Genomic DNA, 16,728 nt, shown 5'->3' with positions numbered 1-16,728 from the left:
GCCAAAAAATAGAGCCCAACGCAATGTGGTCAACAGTCAGTGCGCGTTCGGGCGCGCTCCGCAAGGCGGGTGCACGGCACGGGCTGTTCCCCTAGGCCGCGCCGCTTCCTGAGCTCCAGGTCGATGCGCTCTTGAGCCCGGTGGGCTGCGAGATCGAACCGAGGCCGATCATCTCAACAAATGCCCGGTCTGCTGCGGTTTTTGGAAGCGGGTTTTTCATAGAAGCGGGACTAATTGCCCACCGTCATCTGCGCATCGAAGGTTGCAGCCGCTGCGACGTTCGCAGCGGCGGTCGCGGCATCCCGGGCATAGCCCGCATTCGCTGCGTCAATCGCGTTTTGCTCATCATCAAGCTCCGGAGCGACGGTACTGGTCTCGTTTTGCGTCGACCAATCACCCCCGTCACTCGGGCCAGTGTAAGACCGTTGGGCCACCGATCTCGCGGCGGTGGTCGGTGGATCTTGAACCACTTTTGTATATTCGAAGCGGTAGCCGCGCGAGAGCATGCACTTCTTGAAAGCAGCGGTATCGTAGACTGCGGTGCGGCTCTCACCCGTTGCTGCGTAACAGGCGCTGACGTCTGCATCATGGACAGCGTCGCTACGCGGATGTCCGTGCGAACGGATGGTGTCGTAGTACATTTTTTCGCCGTGGGTCGCAGCGCCAGCACTCGAAATCAACCCCGTTGCCAAGACAGCAATTACAAGCGTCAATTTTGTCGGCGTTGTCATGGGCTATTCTCCTTGGAACTCGCCTCTATAGGTCGAGCGTTGGGGTCCCGCGGTTCAAACCAGAAATTTCTGGCCAAGCCAAAAGGGACCACTCCCAAAATCTAAAGGGACCACTAACCATCCGGCGGGATGGAAAGGGGCGAATGCCAGTCCACGTATAGGAACAGACCGGGAAACCCAGAACGTTCCCTGACTGCCGTTGGCGGCGGGCCCATCAACAGCGACTTGCGGCACCGCATGTTGCCGCGTCAGGACATGCGAAGGTCGTACTGCTCGACGGTCGCGATCCCGGCGTTGGTGACCTGCACCGTCACCGGCTTCGTCGAGCCTTCGTCGCCGGGACGAGCGCACCGCTCGACGTGACCTCGAACTTCTGCGCAACGCGTGCGGCAAGATGCGCTGGGGCGTGCCGATCTTCTCGACGACGTTGCCGAGCTTTGCGATGTTCGCTGTTCCGCCAATGGCCTCGACGTAATATTGCACTGGAATGCCGAGCACCAAAGAATACCGACCCGGTGAAAGAACACCGCTGGGGAAGCCGCGATCCGCAGCGAGAACGATCTGATCGAACTGCGCTCCCCGGACACAGCCGCGACGTCCGCTTTACCCCGACGAACCGACATAGTCAGCGTGGCTGGTCATGCCCTTTACGGGTCGGAGAATTTGAGTCCCACCTCGCAAAAAGACTTTTGCAACAAGATCTGCCAATACCGGACATACAGGTCCATGCTGCTGTATGTCCGCAGATGGCAGGATTCTGCTCAACCAGAAGCGGTTATGTGTCGATCTCGTTCATGAAGATGAATGGGACTCGATGAGATGTTTTCGCGTTTTATGGCAAAGGTAACCCTTGCACACCGATTTCACCGAGGGCACTCTGCGAAGCGATTTCACAAGAACTTACGGAGGAAGCGACCATGTCACGGGTCAAGCAATCTTCGAAGCAGAAACGCACAACCAAAGCCGCCGCCGTGAAGGTGCTGGGTGCCGCCGGACTGAGTTTTTCGCTGGTGGGGATTACATCCGCATCCACGATGCCCACTGCCAGTATCCCGCAACCTGACAATATCTCGCCCAATCAGCGGTTCGTTCTTAGCGAAGAGGAAATGGTCGACGTCAGTCTCGCCACGTTCTATGCCTTCGATAAGGAAAACGTTGGCAGCGGCGTGCAGCTAGCCGTTGTTGTTCGTGGCTGCCGTGGCTGCCGTGTCGGGGGCTGCCGCGTCGGGGGTTGCGGGGGTTGCCGTGTCGGGGGTTGCGGAGGTTGCCGTGTCGGGGGTTGCGGGGGTTGCGGTGTCGGGGGCTGCTGCGCACGCTGGGGAGCGTGCCGCATTTGCTAAGTCCAACGAAAAGCGCGTTGTGACGGTCGGCGGATCACTATTTCTGTAATGGCGGGGTTATAGAACGCCACGATGACGGCTTTTGGGTCAAAAGGCGAAGTAACGGCCCGGCGGCTTCATGACCGCTTCGCCCCCAATAGCAGACATTCATCGAGACGTAGCGACGAGACCCGCGCAGCTCTCCACGGGCCACGCCAAGCGTGCCAAACACAAGTGAGCCGCAGGTGGCGACCCTGCGGCTCGTGTTGTGTTGTGTCGTGTTGGGGACGCACGACGCATTGCCTCGCCGAGCCACGCCACACCGTGCCATTCCTGAAGGCGCTGGACGCTGATCTCTCTGGACGCTGATCGCTCTGGTCGCAGGTCCTATGGACGCGGGACGCTCTGGATACTGGTCGCTTGGATGCTGGTCGCTGGACCTTATCGATCAGCAGGAGAAGACTGATCAACGTGCGGATCATGATCCGATCAGTACGCAATGCAATTCACTAATTATGAACTCGCCGCAGGGCAACTATCGCGCATCTGCAATTGAAGCGTTTACGTGAGCAGATGCTCACACCATCGTCGCGCGCTTAGTCATCACCGATGCTTGCCTTTCGCGGTCTCGCGCCAACACCGTGTAAAAAAATTTGCCGTTGATCCTGCTGCCGGAATCCTCGTGGTTCTACCAGCTCGCGAAATTGATAAGTCATGCACCGTTGAACTTTCATTTTTGCCGGATCAACATCGGTGCAGTAGGCGCTACCGCAGAGTCCAAAACAGAACACCCCAACAAAAGTGATTTCGCAAATTGCCATTGGGCCCAGGCGGCGCTTTGCCAGGGTTCATGGGAAGGCGACGCTTGCACAAGCGGGGCATGATGCATTCAAACCCTCCCACGACGATCAAAATCATCATCTCGAAAGAGATCGAACCACGGCACGGCCGGTTCGGAGCCTCGTTACCGGATGGGACGGTACTTGTCGGTTCGAGCCGACAGCCATTTTTGGATGCGGCGAGAGTTCTGATCGCATCGGACTACGACCCCGACAGTTGGCTCGAAGGCTGGCGGCCGGGAGCAACAGCCTTCGCCTTGAGGGGAAAGCTCGGCATCGCCACCGGGCTCACAGTTGACGAGACCAGAACGGTGTTCGCGCGTTGGAAGCCGTTTTCCCGGTCGGCGGTGTCCCCAAGCATTCGTCATTCCGATGGGGCAGCTACCATCCCCGCCACGAGTGATCGCCGCACCAGTGAAGGTGCCCCCCACGATGAGGCTCACGGCGCAAAAAAAATAAAATGCGAAATCGGAAAATCGGATCGCACAGTCTTCGAGACCAAAACCGAGGTTCCCGTCTTGGAGAATGTTTCCCGGTCGGCGGGGCGCGGCGGCATTCGTTTTCGCGACGAGGCCACTCCAGCCACCATCCCCCGATCGCGCCGCTCTACCGCCCCCATACCCACCGTGGTCGGCGCGGTCGCAAACGGGTCCCGGAAAATTCCAAAAAATAAATGCGGTCCCCGCAGTTCTGTTCTCGAAACAGAACTGCCGCCGGAAAACGGGTCCCCTTTGAACGAGAGGCGGATAAAAATTCTGAGACTCCGATTTCACCGGCGGGCCCCACCGGGAGAGTACGGCTCCCCTTGTAGTTCGTCGCCGTGGAAGATCGCAAACTGGCAGACGACGCCGCAACAGATCACGTTCGCAGTGCTGTCGACCGGTGGCTCCTCGTGCGCGATCAGTGTCGCCTATGAAGGCCCCTCTGACATCTACCCGTCACCGGTCTCGTCGTCACCGACCGCGTTCACCCTGCTCGCCGGGTCGTCGAACCAATTCGTCACGGTCACCAGCATGCTGCCGATTGCCGGATACCGGTTCTCGCTGAACGCGCCGTCATCGGCCGGAGCCAACGTCACCCTCGTCGCGCGGCAGGCTGGCGTCGGGTGACGGCCAGCGGGATCGTGATGTCCGCTATACCTTGATGAACGACATCGGCAGCTCGGCTGGTTACGTCCGTTAAGTGCGGTGGGCTCAACCGGTCGATGCAACACTTTATCTTAGAGGGAAAAGATGGAGTGAGACGATGGAACAGAGATTTCGTCGAGGTTTTACAACGGCCGAGAAGACGGAGTTATGGGATCGCTGGCAACGCGGGGAGTCTTTGAAGGGGATCGGGCGAGCGTTTGGGAAGCCGTCATCGTCGATTTATTTCCAGGTGGCCCCGCACGGGGGCATCCGTCCTGCAGCAAGGCATCGCTCAAGGCTGGCATTGGCGCTTTCGGAGCGGGAGGAGATTTCCAGAGGGATTACAGCGCATCAATCAGCCCGATCGATAGCCAAGATGCTGGGCCGCTCGCCTTCGACGGTGAGCCGAGAAATTAGCCGGAATGGCGGCTATGATCGATACCGAGCGGCTCTGGCGGATGACCAGGCCTGGGCCCGAGCCCGCCGTCCGAAACGTTGCAAGTTGGCGACTAATCCCGGGTTGCGACAGGCGGTAACCAGCAAGCTGAGATTAAATTGGGCACCCGAGCAGATAGCCGGCTGGCTTAAGAGAGCCCATCCTGAAGATGAGAATTGTCAGGTGTCACACGAGACGATCTATCGCAGTCTCTTTGTTCAAGCTCGCGGAGTGCTTAAGAAAGAGCTACTTTGCCATCTTCGATCGAAGCGCACGATCCGTCGATCGAAACAGGCAGGTCTTCACGGCGATGGACGGGGACAAATCAAGGATCCCGTCTCGATCCGTCAGCGCCCGGCAGCAGTTGAAGATCGAGCGGTGCCTGGCCATTGGGAAGGCGATCTGCTGTCCGGTTCGAAGAACAGCTATATCGCGACCTTGGTCGAGCGTCATACCCGTTACGTGATGTTAGCAAAGGTGGCCAACAAAGACACCCAATCGGTCGTCTCCGCGCTCATCAAGCAAGCTAGAAAGCTGCCGACCGAACTGTATAAATCGCTAACCTGGGACCGGGGCAAGGAACTTACGGATCATCGACGATTTACGTTGACGACCAACATCGACGTTTATTTTTGCGATCCGCAAAGCCCGTGGCAGCGCGGGTCGAATGAGAACACCAATGGCCTGCTGCGACAATACTTCCCGAAGGGCACCGACTTGTCGGTGCACTCGCAAGCCCACTTGAACAAAGTGGCTCGCCAGCTTAACGAACGGCCGCGTAAGACCATGCAATTTGAAACCCCAGCAGAGAGATTTAACGCCTGTGTTGCATCGACCGGTTGAGCCGGCTGCCAATAACGGAAGTTGTCGCTCGCTGGCATCGCTTAGAGTTTTAAGGATGAAACGTAAGCTGCCAGTGAAATCATGTCATCATGCAACAATTTTTCGCCAACAGGCGCCATAAGCGCTGCTGAGTCACAGAACCGTTGTATGTTGTTGGCCGACGCGGGCGACAAACGGGTGTCTGCGGTTGCCCGTAAACGTCCCCGCTTGGCTAGTTTCAGCCTTTTACTGAAGCTTGAGTTTGAGTTGGGAACTCTTCGAGCGCCAATGAGAGGCTGGCGAATTCGTCAGCTCGTGCGATGTGCCGCGCTATGTCGGGGTTGATCATGGCGGCATGTGTAATAGGCAGCATATGACCAGCTGCAGGCAGATGCTTGGTCTCGGCGCCGGGGATCGTGGATGCAAGTCGCCCGACCACCCGTTGGGTGAAGTAGGGAGACAATCCGCCGGACACCAACAACGTCGGCACGCGGATCGCAGTCGCCGCCACCGTTACATTTCGTTCGCCGAGAATCGCCCAGAATTCATAAGCAAGTTTTTCCGCATGCTCTATCATACGCACGAGCGCTTTCGACGAAAGTTGCTCTGTGGGCCCGGATCCTTGCCAGAATACGAGGAATTTTTCGATTGCCTCCGAAGACGACCCTTTCCAAAGATCTTTGCAAACTGCTTGCGCCAAACCAACAAATTGCTCGTACAGCCGTCGGTCCGGTTCGCTTTCCATCAAGATCGTCGGCAACACCGGTTCAATCAGTGTCAAGCTACGAACGCGACTCGCCAACGGCGAGTCAGTCGCAATCTTGAATGCAAGCGCACCGCCGTAGGAATGCCCGACAAGGTGTATGGGCTCTATAGCTTCGCCAACGCGATCGCTCAGTAAATCTACTTCCTCCGCCATGGTGGTCGGCAGCAAGAACCGTCCCACATCATTATTTCCATAACCGGAAATATCCGGCGTGATGACCTGATGCTTGCCTGTAAGTTCCTGAGCAAGACTACTCCATTGATGGCCCGAACTCAGCGAGCAATGGAGCGCTATCACGGAGCTGGTGAAGCCGGATTCAGTAGCGGCTTGAGCAGAAGTTATCATCGTATCATTCCTAATTAGTCTGCCCATTAGAGTTCTCCAGCGGTGGAAGTGAGGGAGTTGATGAGGGGTCGTTTCACCGTCTGGTGATCACGACCTCCAGATATTCGCTCGGCACCACCATGGTGCCGTCACCGACCCTGTTCATGCGCACGATCAGCGCGTGCAGATCGTTCCTGAGAGTTTCCTGGGTCGGCGCATCCAGTGCCGCGAACGCCTTCAATACTGGGCCGTAGAAGGTCTTGAAGACGTCCAGAAAATGCTCGGGCGATCGATAACGGAAGTTGAACAGGCGCGGCTCAGCCTTGATCGAACTGGCGTCGGCCTCAAACATTTCGTTGAGGCATGTGCGCGTGCCCCAGAGCGCCGGCGATTTGGCGCCAGTTGGAGGCAGCAAATATTTCCCGAGCGTCTTGAAGACCTGTCCGATGAAGCCTTCCGGCGTCCAGTTGGCAAGACCGATCTTGCCGCCGGGTTTGCAGACCCGCAGGAGTTCGTTGGCCGCCTGGCTCTGATTGGGTGTGAACATCACACCAAAGGTCGACACAACCGCGTCGAATGCGGCGTTTGCAAACGGCAGATTTTCGGCATCCGCTTCGAGGAAATCGATTGACAGACCTTCCGCGGACGCGCGCGCCTGTCCGCATTCAAGCAAAGCCGGCACATAATCGGTTGAAGTGACCTCGCACCATCGGCGAGCCGCCGCCAGGCTAACCATGCCGTTTCCAGCGGCCACATCGAGTACTTTTGAGCCGGAGCGCAGATCGAGCGCCTCGCAAAGTTCTTCCCCGACGATTTGCAGGGTTGTGCCGACGACGGCATAATTGCCCGATGACCAGGCAGCCTGCTGCCGAATTTTCAGGGCGGCCAGATCAGTCGTCGCGATAATTTTGGAATTGCCGGGTTGTCTTGCAGGTGTGGTTGTGGCTTCCATGGCTATCTCCTTTTCGGGATATGCAACCCGGTCATGGGTGGTCCGACCGGTAAACCCAAAATGAGCGGGCGCTGACCTAAAAGATTTGGGGGCACCTTGATTTTGCCCTGAGACTGGCTTGATTGTTTCTTGAGGGTTTTCGGGGCCAGGATTTCAGCGTGCAATTTATCTTTTCAAATCATGTACTTGATACCAGCCACCAGGAACTGAGCTGTGGCGGCGAGGGCGTGCCGGTTGAGCCACAGGTGTTCAATCTCTTGCTGTACCTCATCGAAAATCGCGACCGCGTCGTCAGTAAGGACGACCTGTTCGACAATATCTGGGAAGGACGAATTGTCTCGGAGTCGACGCTGACCAGCAGGATCAATGCGGTTCGTAAGGCTGTAGGCGACAGCGGCAGGGATCAGCGTTTGGTCCGCACCATCGCGCGTAAGGGATTCCGCTTTGTCGGCGACGTGCGCGTGAGCCAGCCCGAGATGAAGCCGGGGGAAGGTTCGGCAAATCACTCAAACAAGGACAATCTCGCGTCGCTCGATCGGCCCGCCATCGCGGTGTTGCCGTTCACGAATATGAGCGAAGAGCCCGAACAAGAATATTTTTCGGATGGAATCAGCGAGGATATCGTCACAGCGCTTTCGAAGCTGCGCTGGTTTTACGTGATCGCGCGCAACTCTTCCTTCGTGTATAAGCGAAAATCCGTTCACCTGAAGCAGATCGGCGAAGAGCTTGGCGTCGGCTATGTCGTCGATGGCAGCGTTCGCAAGGACGGCGATCGTGTACGCATCGCGGTCCAGTTGAACGATGTGACCACCGGGAGTCATATTTGGGCAGAGCGCTACGACAGAAGTCTCGCTGATGTGTTTGCTGTTCAGGACGAAATCGCTCAGGCGATCGTCGCCGCTATAGAACCGCAACTCTATGCGGCCGAAAACTTCCGGGCCCAGCGCAAGCCGCCGGACAGCATGGACGCCTGGGATCTTGTGATGCGCGCGTTGTCTCACTACTGGCGCGTGACACGGCAGGACAACATGGTTGCCCAGGCGCTTCTGGAGAAAGCCATCGATATCGACCCAAACTACGGTCAAGCGCTGGGCGTGCTCGCCTCCTGCCATACTTTCAGCGCCCACATGGGCTGGGAAACGATGGCGAAAGCGGTGCCGGTCGCCGAACGGGCGGCGCTGGCGGCGATCCGCGCCGATAGCGAGGACGCCTGGGCCCACTACGCACTTGCCAGCGTCTACCTGTTCAATCGCCGGTTCGAGGATTCGCTGGCTGAATTCGAGCTCGCGCTCGGACTGAACCCCAACTTCTCCCCGGCAAGGGGATATTACGGGGTCGCGCTGACGTATTGCGGGCGATGGGAAGAGGGTGACCGTGCCGCGCGGCATGCGCTCCGGCTCAGCCCACGCGATCCGTTCGCCGCGATCTATTGCGGTGTTGCCGCCTATTCGCAATTCGTCGGGCGCAATTACGAAGAAGCGATGCGCCTGTCCCGGGAAGCGTTGCGGCATCGCGCCGACTTTGTCGGTGCACATCGGGTGCTAACCGCGGCGGCCGCGGCGGGCGGATTCAATGACGTTGCAAGCGCAGCGCTGAAAGAACTGCGGCGCGTGCAGCCGGACATATCACTTGAGTGGATTTCCAACGAGATGCCGTTCAAGCACGAAGAGGACCGCGTTTGCTATCTGGACGGCTTTCGTCGCGCCGGCTTGCGTTAGCTTCCAAAATCCAGCAGCCTTCGTTATCGACATCCCCAAGGGGCTGGCACGGGCGCTGCTGATGGCGCGACAGATCGTCGATGGTAAAGCGCCAGATGTACCGATTGAAGCTGCCAAGATCGTCGGCACACTGTCACGGCAGGCGCTCGACACCCACATTCGGCTCCGCGAGATCGATCGCGATCTGCTCGTTTGGCTACGTAGCAACGATGTTGCACGTCGTCTCACGACCATCCCCGGCATCGGGCCGGTTGGCGCGACGGCACTTGCCGCATCGGTCACCGATCCGCATCAGTTCCGCTCGGGGCGGCAATTCGCTGCCTGGTTGGGACTGACGCCACTTCAGAAGTCGAGCGGTGGCAAAGAGCGGCTCGGTCGTATCACCAAGAGGGGCGACAAGTATCTGCGAAAGCTGCTCATTGTCGGCATGACTTCACTTGTCCGCCGTGCAAAGTACAATCCCAAGATGATCGATTCACGCCTGTCCGATCTGCTCGCGCGAAAGCCCACGCGGGTCGCGCCCGTCGCGATGGCGATCAAGACCGGCTCAGTATCAATCGGTTTCGCCAAGATACGCCCCTTGATCCGCCTGGCAGCCTATCGCGGGACTAGGCGGCATAACACCTCAAAAATTGGGGTGAACGCAGCGGTACTCCGTGCAAGGCATCCATGTCCGAGTCGAGTCAAACTCGGACCTCTGCGCGCGCAACCGCTAGGTCCGCTCTGCCCCCTAAGAACAGACATCGCGCATCACACGTGCCATGTCTGAAAAGTGCCAAGAGCGGACTCATGCACCGCAGCAAATTTGGCGCTGTCAGTGGAAGAATGGGTCTCGCCGATTACCTTCGGTTCGTCCGCGGCAATACGATCTTGAACTCGGTGAAAAGTCCGGGCTCCGTCTCGACATCAATGCTGCCGCCATGCTGTTTCACGATGATGTCGTGGCTCATCGACAGGCCAAGCCCGGTGCCTTCGCCCGTCGGCTTGGTCGTGAAGAATGGGTTGAATATTTTATCCTTGACCCCTTCCGGGATGCCGGTCCCGTTGTCGCGAATACGAATTTCAACCTTGTCTCCGAGATTCTTCGTCGCAGCGATAAGCGTTGGCTCGAAACCATCGCCGGCTTCCGCTTTGCGTTTGGTCGTGGCATAGAATCCGTTCGATATCAGATTGAGCAGGACTCGCGTAATCTCCTGCGGATAGACATCGGCCATGCCGACGGAAGGATCAAGATGGCGTTGCAAAGCAATGCTAAAGCCGGCCTTTTCTGCCCGGGCACCATGATAGGCGAGGTTCAGGCTCTCATCCACTATCACGTTGATGTCGGAAGGGCGATGCTCGCCGGAAGCTTCACGGGAGTGCTGCAGCATGTTTTTCACGATGGAGTCGGCGCGCTTGCCGTGCTGAACAACCTTTTCGAGGTTGTCTTTCAGCATTTGTGCGATCTCGTCCAATTCTTCCCGTTTATTCTTGTCGAGGTCGATACCCGAAAGTGCCTCCTTCATTTCTCCTACGAGTTCGGCCGATAGCGCTGAGAAATTGTTGACGAAATTGAGCGGGTTCTTGATTTCGTGGGCAATGCCGGCGGTGACCTGGCCGAGGGAGGCCAGCTTCTCGGTCTGCACCAGGCGATCCTGTGCCGCGCGCAAATCGGCCAGAGCCGTCTCGGCGGCGAGCCGGGCAGCTCGCAATTCCGACTCCCTGTTCTTTACATCGGTAATATCGGTGTAGACGGCTACGAGGCCGCTATCGTTTGTGCGCCGTTCGCTTACGTAAAGCCAGGTGCCGTCCCGCAATTTTAGCTCGAATCCAGAACCTGCCGCTCGTCTGCGCTCGAGTCGACTTCGCAGGTAGGCGTCGATATCCGATCCGGCGTCGGGATACATGCCCTTTTCGTAAGCCTTCCGTACGTAATCCTCGAACCTCATGCCTGGCACAATCATGGCAGAGACTTCTGGATCCGAGGCTTGCGTAAAGAACCTACGATACTGGCTGTTGCACATTAGCAGCCGATCTTCGGCGTCAAACAGTGCGAAACCTTGAGAGATGGATTCGAGAGCCACGAACAAACGGGTCCGCGCTTCATCGCGCTCGTGTGCGAGGATCTTCTCAGCCGTAATATCGCCCGTCGACCCGACCACGCGGACGACCCGACCGCTACCATCTCGAACGCCCGTGCCGTGCTGACGCGCCCAATGAGTAGATCCGTCCGCATGTCGGTATCGCATTTCGCAGAAAAACCGTCGCGTTTCGCCACGGAAATGAGCGGCCCAAGCAGCTTGGTAGGCAGGAAGATCCTCGGGATGAATACGTCTGATCCAATCCTTCGGTGTTGACATCTCCAACCCTGTGAACCCAAGCACCTCCATAACATTTGGCGAGTAAAAGATCTCGTCTCGGGTTAGGTCCCAGTCATAAACACCTTCATTAATGGCGCTCATTGCAAGCGAGTAGCGTTCTTCACTTTCGCGTAGCGCCCGCTCGGCATTCTTCCGGGAGGTAATGTCGCTGACTGCGCCCACCAATCGGACTGCGCGCCCGGCTTCATTGCGGATCGATAGTCCATGATCCTCGACCCAACGGATCGTATCGGCTTTATCGCGGATGCGGTATTCTGCGTGGAGCACCGAGGTCTTGCCAGTGAAATGAGCCCGCAGCGCCGCGCGGTATGACGCAATATCGTCGGGATGTACCCTCGCGACCCAGTCATATGAGGTCAACTCTCCTTGCTTGAAATCGAACAGGGCATTCAAGCGGGTGGAGACCTGAAGCTGACCGGACCCAATGTCCCAGTCGTAGAGTCCTTCGCTGACGGCCTGGGTGACGAGCTCGTAGCGGGTTTGGTCGTGGCGCAGCGCAATCTCGGCGCGGCGCATCTCCGTGACGTCTTCGTAGGTCGTCGCTAGGCCACCGCAGGCTAACGGCCTATACCGCGCGGCGAGGACACGGCCGTCTCCCAACACCTGATCCACCGTGACGTTCCCGCGCTGGATCTGAGCCACCCGTTCCGTGACATGCACTTTGACATCGCCATCACCATAGTCACCGCGCGCGGCGTTGTACCGGAACAGTTCGGTCAGCTCGACGCCAGGTTTGCAAAGGGCGGCAGGATAGCCGCGGATCAGCGGATAACGAGCATTGCAAAAGACGAGTTTCAGGTTTTCGTCGAAAACCGCAAATCCTGCACTGATCTCGTCCAGACCGGCGGCGAGCCTCGTATCAATGACTACCATCGTTCCGACTCTGTTCCCCGCGGGCCTCGAGAAATAGCGCACCGTTTCGGGGCTAGATGCCTGTGCTGCAGCCGCTGCTAAACCGTCTCCTTGGCAAAGAGCCGGAACCTACTCGAACGAAGTACAGCACACCGGGGCGGTTATCTACCAGAGGGTTTTGAAGAGGGAACCATCGCCGGAGGTCGACGACGCAAGTCATTAGTCCGTTCCTTGCTTCGCATTTTTTGCCGGTGTCCACGTCCGTTGTGGGTCCAGGCTGTGTGAAAACTCTTCCCATGCCATGATCCCCTACTGAATCGACGGGGGATTTGATGCCAGGCTTTGTGGCGGGACTGGATCGCGGGCAGGCGACGTTGCTGCCAGAATGCCTTGAGGATTGGGTCGACGAGAGCAATCCTGTTCGGGCGGTCGATGTGTTCGTCGATGCGCTGGAACTCCGCGACCTCGGGTTTGACGGCGTCGATCCGGCAGCGACCGGTCGGCCTGCGTATCATCCTTCGGCGATGCTCAAGCTTTACATCTACGGCTATCTGAACCGGGTCCAATCGAGCCGGCGGCTGGAGCGTGAGGCTGGCCGCAATGTTGAGGTGATGTGGCTGACCGGGCGGCTCGTTCCGGATCACAAAACCATCGCCGACTTCCGCAAGGACAATGGCCCCGCGATTAAGAAGGTTTGCGCGCGATTCGTCGCCTTGTGCCGAAAGATCGGCCTGCTGGCGAAGGCCAGCGTTGCCATCGACGGCAGCAAGTTCAAGGCCGTGAACAGTCGTGACAACAACTTCACGCAGGGCAAGATCCAACGCCGCCAGAAGCAGATCGAAGAGAGCGTGGCACGCTACATGAGCCAACTCGATACCGCCGACCGCCAGACTGCCGCAGGAGAAGAGCCGTCGGAAACAGTGCTGCTTACCAAGACACGGCTTAAGGAAAAGCTGGCGAAGCTCGACGAAGAAGTGAAACGGCTGGCCGCGATTGAAAAGACATTGCTCGCTTCGCCCGATAAGCAGATATCGCTGACCGATCCCGATTGCCGCTCGATGGCAACGAGCGGGCGCGGCTCAGGCATGGTTGCCTATAACGTGCAAAGTGCGGTCGACATTACGAACCATCTGATCGTCGCGCATGAGGTCACCAACGTCGGCACCGATAGATCGCAACTGGCGACGATGGCGCAGGCGGCGAAAGCCGCGCTGCGCAGCGATAACTTGGAAGTCGTTGCGGATCGGGGCTATTTTAAAGGGGAGGAAATCCTGGCCTGCGAACAGGCCGGCGTCGCAGTCACGCTGCCCAAGCCGCAAACCTCTGGCGCCAAGTCGGCAGGCCGTTTTGGGAAACCTGATTTTGTTTATTTGGCCAAGGACGATGTCTATCGCTGCCCGGCCGGCGAGACGCTGGCGCACCACTTCACCGCTGATGAAGATGGCCAGAAAATGCTGATTTACTTGACGAAGGCGTGCCGCACATGCCCGCTCAAGGATCGGTGCACAACGGCCAACGAGCGCCGCATCAAACGATGGGAACACGAACACGTCGTCGAAGCCGCGCAGACGCGGCTCGATCAGAACCCGCAAGCCATGCGTGTGCGCCGCGAAACCGTCGAGCATCCGTTCGCCACGCTGAAGATGCGGATGGGGGCGACGCACTTTCTGATGAAGACGCTGCCGAAGGTGGCGACTGAGATGGCGCTGCACGTGCTCGCCTACAACCTCACGCGCGTGATGAATATCGTCGGTATCAAACCGTTCCTCGCGGCGATCCGGGCATGAGGAGTGTTGTGTTGTACGCGCTTTGTGACCCTTCATCTCGCTCAGCGCGGCCCCCAGGTCGACTCCAGGCTCGATACAGCAAAAATAGACTCAGACGGCCGCGTCGAGGCCCATCGCGCTCGGTTGCGTGGGAAACGAAAACGTTTCCACACGGCCTGGGTCAAACTCGGAAGTGGTGAGCCATTCGCGGAGAGTCCGCTCTACCCCCGATGAACGGACATCGTCAGACCGGGCCGACTGGTCCGAAATGTGCCATGAACGGACATGGCCGTCTATTCGATCACCTCGTCGGCGCGGGCAAGGAGAGAGGCTGGGATCGTCAGACCGATTTCCTTAGCAGTCTGCAGATTGATGACCAGTTCGAACCGAGTCGGCTGCTCGACGGGCAGCTCGGCCGGTTTCCCTCCTTTGAGGATTTTCGCGACATAGTTGGTCGCCATCACCACCATCTCCGGAAAGTGGGGACCGTAGGAGATGAGACCGCCCGCGTGGACCCCTTCGCTGAAGGAATGCAGGACTGGGAGCCGATCTCTGCGCGAAAGATCTCCCAAGAGCTTCGCGTGGGCAATCGAGCGCTGTTCGGTCAGGACGACGAGGCCATCGGGGCGATCGGTCGCAAGGGCGGAAAAGGCGCGCTCGATGTCTTCGGCCGTGCGGAACTGAACGGCTTTGGCGTCGAGACCCAGCTCTTTCGCGAGCTCGACAAGGCGCGCCACCTCGGGGGGCTTACTGACGTTCTCTGGGTTGTAAAGGACCACGAGGCGGGACGCAGACGGCAGAAGCTCGCGGAACACCGCCATGCGCTTCGGCATGAGCTCGGAGGTGATACAAGTCACGCCCGTGAGATTGCCGCCTGGACGAGCGAGGCTCTCGACGAAGCCGGTGGTGACCGCATCGCAGGCGACCATGACGATCGGAACGGTGCGCGTAGCATTCTTGGCGGCCACGATCGCCTCGTCGCCGACAGCCATGATGACATCCACTTTCGCATCGACAAGCTCGCGGGCGAGGCGCGGGAGCTCCCCCGGGCGTCCTCCGGCAAAGCGGTATTCCACCGTGACCTCCTTGCCTTCGGAATATCTGAGCTCCCTCATCCGGTTCTGGAAATGAGTTGGCGGAACTGCGGCGCCAAAACCCAGATACCCGACTTTCGGAAGCCGCTCTGACTGCGCAGGAGCGAAACTCCCGAGGAGCAGCGCAGCGGCAACAAGTGGAGCCGACAAGCGGCCGATCCGATCTAGCCGGAGAGCTCGAAGCCTCATCTCATCCTCCCTTGCTTCTTGGATGCCGAAGGAACTCACCTCACTCGATCACCTGAGGTGGCGTCGACCTTTTTGTACGGGCAACGCTTGCTCGGGTAGAGTATACGACACGCCACACCTTGCAGGCCGATAGTTGCGCAAACGCTGTGCCCGGCCACATCGAAGCCGCACGCGCAACAAAAAATGCTAAAATCCCGGCGTCGCATGGCGCACGCCGGCTAAGGACACGCATAATCCGATGCTCGGACCCTAACACTTTGCGAGTAGAAGGCCATCAATGATCGACCGGCGCGTCCATACGCCACGTCTGTTGAGGGTCAATCACGTCGATCTGAAGATGTCCGAGTCACTTCCGCTTACTCCTGATAACCGACTTGCGTCGCCAGGAGCGGTACGTCCGAAACGTGCCGGAATCGGACCTTGGCTGATTTCACGAAAGCTGGCCCGCTACTCCTTTCAAAAAGCTGACCTGCGCCCCTGGCCTTGCCGATCGGGCGTGGTGTGAAACCGATAGCGGAGGTGCGCCAGACAAATTCGGGCTTGCTCAAGAGACAACGGCAAGGGACTAGCGTGTCAGGCCCCTCTCATACGCAAGAAGGTGCTCGGTCAGCCCTTCCGCATTCGACAACGCGACGAGATGGCCACCGGGAATTTCCTCCACCTCCTTTCCGAGCCTTTCGCGCACGACGCGGCGTTGAAATTCGATCGGGAAAAAACGGTCGTCGCTTCCCGCGAGAACATGAATGGGGATTTCGGGCCAGCGCTCGAAGCGACAGGGCTCGCCGAAAACGATCTCGGCTTCCTCGCGTGGTTGTTCCGGGCCGGCGCGCAGCACGTCCTGCGGCACGTCGTGCAGAAAGTAAGTCCCCACATCGAATGCCGTCGCATAGCCGCGGCGCGCCGCAGCTTGTTCCCGCGCTTCGGCCGCTCCAGTCGCGCCCCACCACGCACCAGCGGTCTCGCCGGGCTTGGGGATCATCGCGTTGACGAACACGACCATCTGCACGGGCGCACGCGCGCAAACAAGGGGCGCCGTGAAGCCCGCTAGCGACTGAGCAACGAGAATAACGTCGCTTCGTTCCGCGATCGCGCGGATGACAATGTCCACATACGCCGCGAGACCGGCGTGCCTGTCGTCGCCGGGCAGATCGACCGCGATGGGTTCGTGCCCCGCCGCGCGAATAAGCGGGACCACGCGGTGCCAATACCAAGCCATGCCGCCTGCCCCGGGGACAAGGACGAATGATGCCATATGAGTTTTCCTCCGCTGCTGCCGGATTAGTTGCTCAACGAGCATGGCTTGCTTGATCAGGATTGATCTCGCAATGATGTTGGCTCGTTGCGAAACCAAAATCGAGGGGCCGGGCTGATTGTCGGCTTAGGGTCAAAAGCGCCATTCTGACCGTGCGCTGATGATACCCAGCCGCAGCCTT

General features: G+C 58.7%; 11 protein-coding genes. 5 read left to right on the top strand and 6 right to left on the bottom strand.

Going from position 1 to position 16,728, the window contains the following annotated elements; all coding sequences use genetic code 11:
- Positions 1–230 precede the first annotated feature (230 nt).
- Complete coding sequence (locus B5527_RS37445; protein ID WP_154072732.1) at positions 231–731, bottom strand: hypothetical protein; 501 nt, start codon at positions 729–731, stop codon at positions 231–233.
- 2,199 nt (positions 732–2,930) lie between these two features.
- Here B5527_RS37445 and B5527_RS44905 point away from each other — a divergent pair.
- Together B5527_RS44905 and B5527_RS37430 are read left to right on the top strand one after the other, a co-directional pair.
- Positions 2,931–3,998: a hypothetical protein gene (locus B5527_RS44905; protein ID WP_154072731.1), complete on the top strand. Its 1,068-nt coding sequence runs from the start codon at positions 2,931–2,933 to the stop codon at positions 3,996–3,998.
- 136 nt (positions 3,999–4,134) lie between these two features.
- A complete protein-coding gene (locus tag B5527_RS37430) occupies positions 4,135–5,295 on the top strand; it encodes an IS30 family transposase (RefSeq protein WP_079599908.1) in 1,161 nt (386 codons plus the stop codon).
- Positions 5,296–5,512: 217 nt separating this feature from the next.
- On the opposite strand, the gene B5527_RS37425 is transcribed toward B5527_RS37430, so the two are convergent.
- On the bottom strand, positions 5,513–6,385 hold the full coding sequence (locus B5527_RS37425) for an alpha/beta fold hydrolase (RefSeq protein ID WP_172842785.1): 873 nt from the start codon (positions 6,383–6,385) through the stop codon (positions 5,513–5,515).
- Positions 6,386–6,458: 73 nt separating this feature from the next.
- A complete protein-coding gene (locus B5527_RS37420; protein ID WP_079605955.1) occupies positions 6,459–7,316 on the bottom strand; it encodes a class I SAM-dependent methyltransferase in 858 nt (285 codons plus the stop codon).
- A 158-nt stretch (positions 7,317–7,474) separates the two neighbouring features.
- Here B5527_RS37420 and B5527_RS37415 point away from each other — a divergent pair, with 158 nt between their 5' ends.
- Together B5527_RS37415 and B5527_RS37410 are read left to right on the top strand one after the other, a co-directional pair.
- On the top strand, positions 7,475–9,034 hold the full coding sequence (locus tag B5527_RS37415) for a winged helix-turn-helix domain-containing tetratricopeptide repeat protein (protein ID WP_079607803.1): 1,560 nt from the start codon (positions 7,475–7,477) through the stop codon (positions 9,032–9,034).
- A 61-nt stretch (positions 9,035–9,095) separates the two neighbouring features.
- A complete protein-coding gene (locus B5527_RS37410) occupies positions 9,096–9,803 on the top strand; it encodes a transposase (RefSeq protein WP_197689245.1) in 708 nt (235 codons plus the stop codon).
- Between the two features lie 70 nt (positions 9,804–9,873).
- On the opposite strand, the gene B5527_RS37405 is transcribed toward B5527_RS37410, so the two are convergent.
- Complete coding sequence (locus B5527_RS37405) at positions 9,874–12,267, bottom strand: PAS-domain containing protein (protein WP_079605954.1); 2,394 nt, start codon at positions 12,265–12,267, stop codon at positions 9,874–9,876.
- Between the two features lie 311 nt (positions 12,268–12,578).
- Here B5527_RS37405 and B5527_RS37400 point away from each other — a divergent pair, with 311 nt between their 5' ends.
- Positions 12,579–14,033 carry an IS1182 family transposase gene (locus B5527_RS37400; RefSeq protein WP_079603234.1) on the top strand — a complete coding sequence of 485 codons (1,455 nt, stop codon included), beginning with the start codon at positions 12,579–12,581 and terminating at the stop codon, positions 14,031–14,033.
- A gap of 272 nt (positions 14,034–14,305) precedes the next feature.
- On the opposite strand, the gene B5527_RS37395 is transcribed toward B5527_RS37400, so the two are convergent.
- The gene (locus B5527_RS37395; protein ID WP_276329360.1) at positions 14,306–15,127 is read right to left on the bottom strand and encodes an ABC transporter substrate-binding protein; all 822 of its coding nucleotides are present in this window, start codon (positions 15,125–15,127) and stop codon (positions 14,306–14,308) included.
- A 733-nt stretch (positions 15,128–15,860) separates the two neighbouring features.
- The gene (locus B5527_RS37390; RefSeq protein WP_079605952.1) at positions 15,861–16,547 is read right to left on the bottom strand and encodes an alpha/beta fold hydrolase; all 687 of its coding nucleotides are present in this window, start codon (positions 16,545–16,547) and stop codon (positions 15,861–15,863) included.
- Positions 16,548–16,728: the final 181 nt, after the last annotated feature.

It is taken from the genome of Bradyrhizobium erythrophlei (assembly GCF_900129425.1).
Lineage (GTDB): Bacteria > Pseudomonadota > Alphaproteobacteria > Rhizobiales > Xanthobacteraceae > Bradyrhizobium > Bradyrhizobium erythrophlei_C.
The sequence above is the reverse complement of the archived record's forward strand: the minus strand, read 5'-3'. Positions and strand labels throughout refer to the sequence as shown.